The organism is Palleronia sp. (genome assembly GCF_042089775.1).
Taxonomy (GTDB): domain Bacteria; phylum Pseudomonadota; class Alphaproteobacteria; order Rhodobacterales; family Rhodobacteraceae; genus Palleronia.
On sequence record NZ_JBELKF010000028.1, the window covers coordinates 32,693 to 42,787 of the forward strand.

At 66.4% G+C, this 10,095-nt stretch carries 10 protein-coding genes and 1 riboswitch; of the genes, 9 read left to right on the forward strand and 1 reads right to left on the reverse strand.

The genetic code is table 11. The features are described from left to right. The first annotated feature begins 2 nt into the window (after positions 1–2). Positions 3–51: riboswitch (SAM-SAH riboswitch) on the forward strand. A gap of 7 nt (positions 52–58) precedes the next feature. The 9 genes from metK to ACFDS3_RS09235 all read left to right on the forward strand — a co-directional run bounded on the left by metK (position 59) and on the right by ACFDS3_RS09235 (position 8,455). After that, positions 59–1,240 carry a methionine adenosyltransferase gene (gene metK, locus ACFDS3_RS09195; protein ID WP_375262065.1) on the forward strand — a complete coding sequence of 394 codons (1,182 nt, stop codon included), beginning with the start codon at positions 59–61 and terminating at the stop codon, positions 1,238–1,240. A gap of 89 nt (positions 1,241–1,329) precedes the next feature. Beyond that, positions 1,330–2,037, forward strand: coding sequence for a tRNA (guanine(46)-N(7))-methyltransferase TrmB (locus ACFDS3_RS09200; RefSeq protein WP_375262051.1), 708 nt, complete (start codon positions 1,330–1,332; stop codon positions 2,035–2,037). A 101-nt stretch (positions 2,038–2,138) separates the two neighbouring features. Then, on the forward strand, positions 2,139–3,491 hold the full coding sequence (gene aroA, locus ACFDS3_RS09205; protein ID WP_375262052.1) for a 3-phosphoshikimate 1-carboxyvinyltransferase: 1,353 nt from the start codon (positions 2,139–2,141) through the stop codon (positions 3,489–3,491). Between the two features lie 42 nt (positions 3,492–3,533). Next, positions 3,534–3,971 (forward strand): GFA family protein, encoded by a 438-nt coding sequence (locus tag ACFDS3_RS09210; RefSeq protein WP_375262053.1) that lies wholly within the window; start codon positions 3,534–3,536, stop codon positions 3,969–3,971. Further along, positions 3,971–4,573 (forward strand): (d)CMP kinase, encoded by a 603-nt coding sequence (locus ACFDS3_RS09215; protein WP_375262054.1) that lies wholly within the window; start codon positions 3,971–3,973, stop codon positions 4,571–4,573. The genes ACFDS3_RS09210 and ACFDS3_RS09215 overlap by 1 nt, the downstream gene beginning before the upstream one ends. 179 nt (positions 4,574–4,752) lie before the next feature. Then, complete coding sequence (locus ACFDS3_RS09220; protein WP_375262056.1) at positions 4,753–5,532, forward strand: ABC transporter ATP-binding protein; 780 nt, start codon at positions 4,753–4,755, stop codon at positions 5,530–5,532. Beyond that, complete coding sequence (locus ACFDS3_RS09225; protein WP_375262057.1) at positions 5,529–6,530, forward strand: ABC transporter permease; 1,002 nt, start codon at positions 5,529–5,531, stop codon at positions 6,528–6,530. Before ACFDS3_RS09220 ends, ACFDS3_RS09225 begins: the two co-directional genes overlap by 4 nt. A gap of 8 nt (positions 6,531–6,538) precedes the next feature. Next, entirely contained in the window at positions 6,539–7,426 is an 888-nt protein-coding gene (locus ACFDS3_RS09230; protein WP_375262058.1) for an ABC transporter permease, read from the forward strand. 30 nt (positions 7,427–7,456) lie between these two features. Further along, complete coding sequence (locus tag ACFDS3_RS09235; protein ID WP_375262059.1) at positions 7,457–8,455, forward strand: ABC transporter substrate-binding protein; 999 nt, start codon at positions 7,457–7,459, stop codon at positions 8,453–8,455. 55 nt (positions 8,456–8,510) lie between these two features. On the opposite strand, the gene ACFDS3_RS09240 is transcribed toward ACFDS3_RS09235, so the two are convergent. Then, entirely contained in the window at positions 8,511–9,722 is a 1,212-nt protein-coding gene (locus ACFDS3_RS09240; protein WP_375262060.1) for a zinc-dependent alcohol dehydrogenase, read from the reverse strand. Between the last annotated feature and the right edge of the window lie 373 nt (positions 9,723–10,095).

The window sequence follows — 10,095 nt, forward strand, 5'->3', positions numbered from 1 at the left end:
AGGATCGCGCACAACGGCTTCCTGGCGTGCGCGGAGAAATCCAATGGAGCACTCCCCCATGCCGCGTCAGAACTACATCTTCACCTCGGAATCCGTTTCCGAGGGTCACCCCGACAAGGTCTGTGACCGCATCTCGGACGCCGTCCTCGACGCCTTCCTGACGGAGGAAGCCGAAGCGCGCGTCGCCTGCGAAACCTTCGCGACCACGAACCGCGTCGTGATAGGCGGCGAAGTCGGGCTTTCGGACAAGTCCAAGCTGGCCGAGTATCTTGACCGGGTCGAGGGGATTGCCCGCGAGTGCATCCGCGACATCGGCTACGAGCAGGACAAGTTCCACTGGAACACCGTCGAGGTGACGAACCTTCTGCACGCCCAGTCCGCCCACATCGCGCAGGGCGTTGATGAATCCGACGGCAAGGACGAGGGCGCCGGCGACCAGGGCATCATGTTCGGCTACGCGGTCGAGGACACGCCCGAACTCATGCCTGCGCCGATCCACTACGCGCACCAGATCCTCAAGCGCCTGGCCGAGGTCCGCAAATCGGGTCAGGAGCCGACGCTGCGCCCGGACGCCAAGAGCCAGATCAGCTTGCGCTACGAGGACGGCAAGCCGGTCGAGGTGACCTCGATCGTCCTGTCGACCCAGCACGAGCGCGAGGATCAGACCAGCGCCGACATCCGGGCCATCGTCGAGCCCTATATCCGCGAAGTTCTGCCCGACGGCTGGATCACCGACGCGACCGAATGGTGGGTGAACCCGACGGGCGTTTTCGTGATCGGCGGACCCGACGGCGACGCTGGCCTGACCGGGCGCAAGATCATCGTGGACACCTATGGCGGTTCGGCCCCGCACGGCGGCGGCGCGTTCTCGGGCAAGGACCCGACCAAGGTCGACCGCTCGGCCGCCTATGCCGCGCGCTACCTGGCGAAGAACGTGGTAGCGGCCGGAATGGCGAAGCGCTGCACGATCCAGCTGTCCTATGCGATCGGCATCTCTAAGCCGCTGTCGATATACGCCGACACCTACGGCACCGGCGAGGTTCACGAGGAGAAGATCGAGAACGCGATCCGCGAGGCCATGGACCTGACCCCGCGCGGCATCCGCACGCATCTGGGCCTCAATCGCCCGATCTACGAGCGCACGGCTGCCTATGGGCATTTCGGTCGAGCGCCCGAAGCAGACGGCGGCTTCTCGTGGGAGAAGACGGACCTCGCCGACGCTCTGCGGCGCGCGGTCTGAGGCAGACCCAGAAGGCGCGTCCCGAGGGGTCGCGCCCGTTCAGGCCAGCCGTGGTTGCGCGGTGCCTGCGCCTCGAATAGATCGGCGCCATGTCGGAAAAACCCCAGGGCGCCCCGTGGCGCAACTTCTACGGCCGCCGCAAGGGCCATACGCTGCGTCCCGCGCAAGAGCGGTATCTGCAGGAGGACCTCGACCGTCTTTCGCCAGGCCCTGTCGAGTGGGTGGCCAACCCCGACCGCAATCCGCTCGATCTGGACGCGATCTTCGGCGGGCGTGACGTCTGGCTCGAGATCGGCTTCGGGGGCGGCGAACACCTCGTTCACCAGGCGGCGCGGAATCCGCAGGTCGGGATCATCGGTGCCGAACCGTATATCAACGGGGTGGCAATGCTCTTGGGGAAGATCCGGGAGGCGGGTGTTTCTAATCTGCGCATCCATCCCGGCGACGTGCGCGACCTCTTCGACGTGCTGCCCAAGGAGTCGATCTCGGGCGCTTTCCTCCTCTATCCCGACCCGTGGCCCAAGGCGCGGCACCACCGCCGGCGCTTCGTCACGCCCGAGCATCTCGTACCGCTCGCCGAGCGGCTGAAGCCAGGCGCCAACTTTCGCGTCGCCACCGACATCCCCGACTACGTGCGCCAGACACTCGAAGAGGTGCCCAAGGCGGGGTTCGAATGGCTCGCCGAAGAACCGGCGGACTGGCGCGAGCCTTGGGATGACTGGCTGTCGACCCGGTACGAGCAGAAGGCCCTCCGCGAGGGCCGCACGCCACACTACCTGACCTTCCGGCGCCTCTGAGCTGTCGCCCTGGGGCGGCCAATCCGATTGCAGCTTGCGCCATACCCGTGCGCGTGCCACCCACTCGGACCGAGTTCGACCCGACGTTGAGGTGACACCCCATGTCCGCACACGGCACGCCCGCGCCCCTTCAGACCCGCAACGCGGGGCCGCTTACCGGAACGGCCGAGGTGCCGGGTGACAAGTCTATCTCGCACCGTGCGCTGATCTTCGGCGCGATGGCCGTTGGTGAAACCCGGATCACCGGGCTGCTCGAAGGGCAGGACGTGCTCGATACGGGGCGCGCGATGCAGGCGCTGGGCGCCGAGGTCGTGCATCACGAGGATGGCAGTTGGTCGGTTCATGGCGTGGGCGTGGGCGGTTTTTCTGAGCCCGACCACGTGATCGACTGCGGAAATTCGGGGACCGGCGTACGGCTGATCATGGGCGCGGTCGCGACCCACGGCTTCGCCACGACCTTCACCGGCGACGCGTCGCTCACCTCGCGCCCGATGGCGCGCGTGACCGATCCGCTGGCGTTGTTCGGAGCGCAGGCCTTCGGGCGCACGGGCGGCCGTCTGCCGCTGACACTCATCGGCGCGTCTGATCCGGTGCCGGTGCGCTACGCCACGCCGGTCCCCTCGGCGCAGGTGAAGTCGGCCGTGCTGCTGGCCGGGCTCAACGCGCCGGGCGAGACGGTGGTGATCGAACGCGAGGCCACCCGCGACCATTCCGAGCGCATGCTCGCCGGGTTCGGCGCGACCATCGCGACCGAGGAGAACGGGGAGGGCCGCGTCATCACGCTGAAGGGCCGCCCTGAGCTTCAGCCGCAGGAGATCGCCGTGCCGCGCGACCCGTCGTCCGCGGCCTTCCCCGTCTGTGCGGCGCTTATTACCGAAGGCTCCGACGTTCTGGTGCCGAACATTGGTCTCAACCCGACCCGCGCGGGACTGTTCGAGACGCTGCGCGAGATGGGGGCCGACCTGGCCTACGAGAACCCGCGCGAAGAGGGGGGCGAGCCGGTGGCCGACCTGCATGCGCGTTTCTCGCCCGAGATGAAGGGTATTTGCGTTCCGCCCGAGCGGGCGGCCTCGATGATCGACGAATACCCGGTGCTGTCGGTCGTGGCTGCCTTCGCCGAGGGCGTGACTGACATGCCGGGCGTGGCCGAGCTGCGCGTGAAGGAGAGCGACCGGATCGACGCAATGGCGCAGGGGCTGCGCGCCGCGGGCGTGACGGTCGACGAGGGCGATGACTGGTGGCGCGTCCATGGCCGCGGCCCCGGCGGTGTCGAAGGCGGCGTGACCGTTGCGGCACGGCTGGACCACCGCATCGCGATGTCGTTCCTCTGCCTCGGCATGGCGTCGATAAATCCTGTCACGGTGGACGACGCCAGCCCGATCTCTACGTCGTTCCCGATCTTCGAGCCGCTGATGACCTCGCTTGGCGCGGCGTTCTCGCGCCCCGAGGGCTGACGCTCGCAGGCGTCGCGCTAGATCGCGCCCGAAGGAGGGACCATGACCGACATTTTCGATGCCGACCCGAGCAGCCTGTCCGTGACGGGCGGATGCCTTTGTGCCGAAGTTTCGTTCCGCGTGACAGGGCCGCTCGCGCCGGTTGTCGCCTGCCATTGCAGCCAGTGTCGCCGGGCGTCTGGGCATTTCATCGCGGGCTCGTCGGTCGCGCGAGATGCGCTGGAAGTCGAGGGTGAGGTGCGCTGGTATCAGTCGTCGGAGAAGGCCAGACGGGGGTTCTGCCCGATCTGCGGCTCGAACCTGTTCTGGGACGGGGGCGGCGACAGGCTGTCGATCTTCGCGGGCAGCCTTGACGCGCCGACCGGGCTGTCGATGGCGGGGCATATCTTCTGCGCCGACAAAGGTGAATATTACGAGATTGCGGACGGCCTGCCGCAGTCCTCTGGCGCCGATCCCGACATGGAAAAGCGCGGGTCCTGATGGCCTTTACAGTAGCCATCGATGGGCCCGCGGCGGCCGGGAAAGGCACGATCGCCCGTGAGATCGCCGCCCGCTTCGGGTTCGCCTATCTCGACACCGGGCTTCTCTATCGTGCGACGGGGCGGCGGGTGCTTGATGGAATGGCACCGCTGGCGGCGGCCCAGGCCCTGCGGCCTGAGGATCTGGACGCGCCCGGCCTGCGTACAGCCGAGGTGGCCGAGGCAGCCAGCCACGTGGCTTCCGATAGCGAGGTGCGCCGTGCACTGGTGGAGTTTCAGCGCCGCTTTGCTCGCCGGGACGAGGGGGCGGTCCTTGACGGGCGCGACATCGGAACCGTCATCTGTCCCGCGGCCGAGGTGAAGCTGTTCGTTACCGCCAGTCCCGAGGTGCGCGCGCACCGCCGCCATCGCGAACTGGACGACGGGACGAGCTACGAGGCCGTGCTCGAGGATGTCCGCCGCCGCGACGAGCGTGACATGGGCCGTGTGGACGCACCGCTGCGGCCCGCCGATGATGCCCACCACATCGACACGACTGACCTGACCATCGATCAAGCGGTTGCGCGTTCAGCAGCCGTGGTCGAGGCGGCTCTCCCACACTGACGTTACGGAAGCCGTAGGGCGGTCTGACTTCAATATGAGCAGTATCGCGGCAGAAGACCGCCTGCGCCCATGCCGTGTGTGCAAAAATTGGGCGACTGCCTGATTTCCGCGCCTCGTCCTTGACCGGTCCCCCGCCGATGATAGCGTGTGATAAACGCCCGCAAGGACGAGACAGCAGCATGAACACCCGCGTCGTGAAGGCCAGCGCGCTGGACCTGACATTCAGCACCAATGACGGGCCGGTGCATGCGTTGAAAGATGTCGACCTGACCGTGAACGAGGGCGATTTCGTCTCGTTTATCGGCCCTTCTGGATGCGGCAAGACCACGTTCCTGCGCTGTGTCGCCGCTCTGGAACAGCCGACGGGCGGGACGCTCACGGTCAACGGCATTTCGCCGGACGAGGCCCGCCGCGCCCGGGCCTATGGCTACGTCTTTCAGGCGGCGGGGCTTTACCCGTGGCGGACCATTGGCGGCAACATTCGCCTCCCGCTCGAGATCATGGAATTTCCCGAGGCGGAGCGGAAGCGGCGGGTGGCGCAGACGCTGGCGCTGGTCGACCTTGAGGGGTTTGAGCACAAATACCCGTGGCAGTTGTCGGGCGGCATGCAGCAGCGCGCCTCGATCGCGCGGGCGCTGTCCTTCGATGCTGACCTGTTGCTGATGGACGAACCCTTCGGCGCACTGGACGAGATCGTGCGTGACCGCCTGAACGAAGAGTTGCTGTCGCTGTGGGATCGGACGGGCAAGACGATGCTCTTCGTCACCCATTCGATCCCCGAGGCCGTGTATCTCTCCACACGCATCGTGGTGATGTCGCCACGGCCGGGGCGGATCACGGACGTGATCGAAAGCCCGCTGCCGCGCGAACGCCCCCTGGAGATCCGGGACAGCCCCGAGTTCATTGCGATCGCGCACCGAGTCCGCGAGGGCCTGCGCGCCGGGATGGAGGCGGCATGAACAGCAACGCCGCGCCGATATCGGGGCAGGGGGCCGGCGTAGGGCGCTCGGCCCGCGTGGCCCTGTGGGTCCGGCCGCTCGGGCACAAGGCGCTGCCGGTGCTGACGGTCGTCGTTGCACTCCTCGCCCTTTGGTACGCGGCCTGCATCCCGATGAACGCCGCTCAGTCTGTGCTGGCGGCGTCTCGCGCAGGGATCGCGGTCAGCCCGGAAAGCCCGCGCGACCGGCGCGAGATGTCGGGCGTGGCCCTTGCGCTCGCCAACCCCGGCCTTGCCGTGACGGGAGCCTTCGAGCAGGATCGCCCACGCCTGCCGGCGCCGCACCAGGTGGCGGTCGAGCTTTGGAATACCACCGCCGTGGTCTCGCCCCTATCGAACCGAAGCCTGATCTACCACGGCTGGGTCACGATGAGCGCGACCTTGACCGGGTTCGTCATCGGCACGGTGCTGGGCATCCTGCTGGCGGTCGGCATCGTTCATTCCCGCGTGATGGACATGAGCGTGATGCCCTGGGCCATCGTCAGCCAGACCGTTCCGATCATCGCGATCGCGCCGATGATCATCGTGGTGCTCTATTCCGTGGGCGTCGAGGGGTTGCTGCCCAAGGCCGTGATCTCGGCCTACCTGTCCTTCTTTCCTGTCGTCGTAGGCATGGTGAAGGGGCTGCGGGCACCGGATGCGATGCAGTTGGACCTGCTCCGGACCTATGCCGCCAGCCGGGCGGGGACGTTCTTCAAGCTGCGGCTGCCGTCCTCGGCGCCGTATCTGTTTGCGTCGCTCAAGATCGGGATCGCCGCCAGCCTTGTCGGGGCCATCGTCGGAGAGCTGCCGACCGGCGCCGTGGCGGGCCTTGGCGCGCGCCTGCTGGCGGGCAGCTACTACGGGCAGACGGTGCAGATCTGGGCGGCGCTGTTCGGCGCCGCGATCCTTGCCGCGCTGGCGGTGGGCGTGATCGAGCTGATCGAGCGGGTCGTGCTACGCCGGATGGGCCGTCGATGAGAGGCGGTGTGCAGCGCGGTATCGTGGTGGTTGCGGCCGTAACGCTGGCCGCGATCCTCGACCCTCGCCAAGGCGCGGTTCTGGCAATCTGGTTCGCCGGGTGGGGTCTGAATACCCTGATCGCGCAGCGGGGCGGACGGGTGGCCGCGATGGCCGTCCCGGCGATCTTCGGCCTGACCGTCCTGATCCTGTGGGAGGTCGCGGTCCGCCTGTTCAACGTGCCCGGCGTGATCCTGCCCGCGCCAAGCGCCATCGCCGCGGCCTTTGCGGCGAACGCGCCGACCCTGTGGACCGACTTCGTGCAGACGGTCGTGAAGGGTGCTCTGTCGGGCTACGTGATCGGTTGCGCCGCGGCCTTCGGGGTGGCGCTGCTGGCGGATCGCTTCGACTTCCTGAGGCGCGGTTTGCTGCCGGTCGGCAACTTCATGGCCGCGCTGCCCATCGTCGGAACCGCCCCGATCCTGGTGATGTGGTTCGGGTTCGACTGGCAGTCGAAGGCGGCGGTGGTGGTGGCGATGGTGTTCTTCCCTGTGCTGGTGAACACGGTCGCGGGACTGGCCGACACGCAGGCCATGCAGCGCGACCTGATGCGCACCTATGGCGCGAGCTACTGGCGCAGCCTGATGAAATTGCGCGTGCCGTCCGCGATGCCGTTCATCTTCAACGGTTTGAAGATCTCGACGACGCTGGCGCTCGTCGGTGCCATCGTTGCCGAATTTTTCGGCTCTCCCGTGCAGGGCGTGGGCTTTCGCATCTCGGTTTCGGTCGGTCAGCTCGCGCTCGACATGGTCTGGGCCGAGATCGTGGTCGCCGCCCTTGCGGGAAGCGCCTTCTACGGCATCATCGCGTTCGTCGAGAAACGGGTGACGTTCTGGCACCCGTCGAACCGGGGATAAACCCGGAGGCACCACAGGAGAGGGCACTTCATGAGACACACGATCTTCGCGGCCGTGGCCGCATTCGGGGCGGCCGCATCACCCGTCCTCGCGCAAGAGACGGACGAGGTCACGCTGCAGCTGAAATGGGTCACGCAAGCCCAGTTCGCGGGCTACTACGTGGCGCAGGAGCAGGGGTTCTACGAGGAAGAGAACCTCGACGTCACCATCAAGCCTGGCGGCCCGGACATCGCGCCCGAACAGGTGATCGCGGGCGGCGGGGCCGACGTGATCGTCACGTGGATGGCCGCCGCGCTGGCCGCGCGGGAACGGGGAGTGCCGCTCGTCAACATCGCGCAGCCGTTCTCGTCCGGAGGGCTGCAGTTGACCTGCCTTTCCGAAACCGGTGTCGAGACTCCCGAGGATTTCCCCGGCCGCACGCTGGGCGTCTGGTTCTTCGGCAACGAGTATCCGTTCTATGCCTACATGGCGTCGCTGGGCATCCCGACGGATGGCAGCGAAGAGGGGGTGGAGGTCCTGAAGCAGGCGTTCAACGTCGATCCGCTGTTGCAGGGTCAGGCGGACTGCATCTCGACCATGACCTACAACGAGTACGGCCAGATCCTCGACGCCGGCTATATCGAGGACGAGTTGGTCAACTTCAACTACCTTGAGGAAGGCGTGGGGATGCTCGAGGACGGGCTCTACGTCCTTGAGAGCGATCTTGAGGATCCGGAGTTCGTGGACAAGATGTCACGCTTCGTCCGCGCCTCGATGAAGGGTTGGAAATGGGCCGAGGAGAATCCGGAGGAGGCGGCCCAGATCGTCGTCGACAACGACACGAGCGGCGCGCAGACGCTGGATCACCAAGTCTACATGATGGGCGAGGTCGCCAAGCTGACTGAAGGGTCGGACGGTGCTCTGGACCCGGCCGCCTACGAGCAGACGGTCCAGACGCTGCTATCGGCCATTTCGGAAGAGAATCCGGCGATCACGAAAGAACCCGAGGGCGCCTATACGACCAAGGTCACGGACCAGGCACTGAACTGAGGGGCCGGCGCTGCCGAACGAATTGGGGCGGGCTTGCGGGCCCGCCCTTCGCGTCTCAGGATGGTTCGAGTTCGACCTTGACCCAGCCCGGTTTGCGCTTGTCGAAGGTCTTGAACGCGTCGATCGCGTTCTCCACTGGCTCGACCTGCGTCAGGACGGTCACGGGATCGACTGCGCCCGATTGCACCAGATCAACGAGCATCGGCACGTAACGGCGGTGCGGGCAGTTCCCCATCTTCATCGTCAGGTTCTTGTTCATCGCTTCACCGATGGGAAAGCTCTGCATGGTCGGCGGATAGACCCCGATGATCGACAGGGTGCCCGCCTTGGCCAAAGCCTGCACCGACCATTCCAGCGCCTGGCTCGGCGCATCGCCGGGCTTCCATTGGCCCCGCTGAACGTTTTGCTCGGGCGCTATGCGGTCGACCTGGGCCTCGAAGGTCTGGGCCTTCTCCTGCGCCTCATCTTCGGCCGGTCCGCCATGCGCGTGCTGCGCGTCGACGCCGACCGCGTCAATCACCCGGTCGACACCGATGCCGCCGGTCATCTCGACGATGGTGTTGACCGGGTGCTCCTTCGAGAAGTTGACCGTTTCGGCACCAAGCCGCCGCGCCATGTCCAGGCGGTCTTCCCGCTCATCGACGGCAATCACACGTCCGGCGCCGAGGAGTTTCGCCGAGATGATCGAGAAGAGGCCGACGGGTCCGGCGCCAAATACGGCGACGCTGTCGCCCGGCTCGATCTCGGCGTTCTCGGCCCCGAAATAGGCTGTGGGGAAGATGTCCGAAATCAGGATGGCTTGATCGTCAGTGACCTCGTCGGGCAGCTTGACCATGGTGGTGTGGGCGAAAGGTATGCGCGCCTTTTCGGCCTGCAAGCCGTTGAACGGACCCGTCGGCTCGGGGCCGCCGAAGAACGAGGTGCCGGCCCGCTTGCCGTTCGGATTGGCGTTGTCACACTGCGAATGGTAGCCGGCCCGGCAGTAGGAGCAAGAGCCGCAGGCGATGGTCGAGCAGATCACCACGCGGTCGCCCTTTTCAAAGTTGCGGACCATGGGTCCAAGTTCCTCGACGATCCCCACCGCTTCGTGCCCGAGGATCGTGCCGGGCTTCATGCCGGCGAACGTGCCCCGGACCATGTGCAGATCTGTGCCGCAGATAGCCGAAGAAGTGATGCGGATGACCGCGTCGGTGGGTTCTTCGATCCGTGGATCAGGGACGTCGTCGAGGCGGATGTCGCCAACGTCGTGAAAGACAACGGCTTTCATACGATGCTTCCTTATCGCGAGTTCAGGTGAAGCGGGCGTCGCTCCTACCTGCAATTCCCGCACCCGGGCCTGAGTTCCGTCGAACACCAGAACGTCTGCCTACGCCGGGCGCTCAACGGCGAGCCGGGGTAGCGGTCAGCTGACGGTCTGCAGGCTGTTGGCGCGCGCAGATCCGGGCTTCCGCCATATCCTGCTGGTGCGAACGCGACCTTCTATGCCGGCATCTTCGGTGTTCAGCGGATCGTCTTCAAATCGGTGTCGCGCTACCTGGAGGTGTCTCAGGGAACTCTCGCATATCACTCGAGACGCACACCCGAGCTAGGCCCTGTTGACAAAAGGGGATTCACGTAGGGCACCGGCCATGATTCAAGCC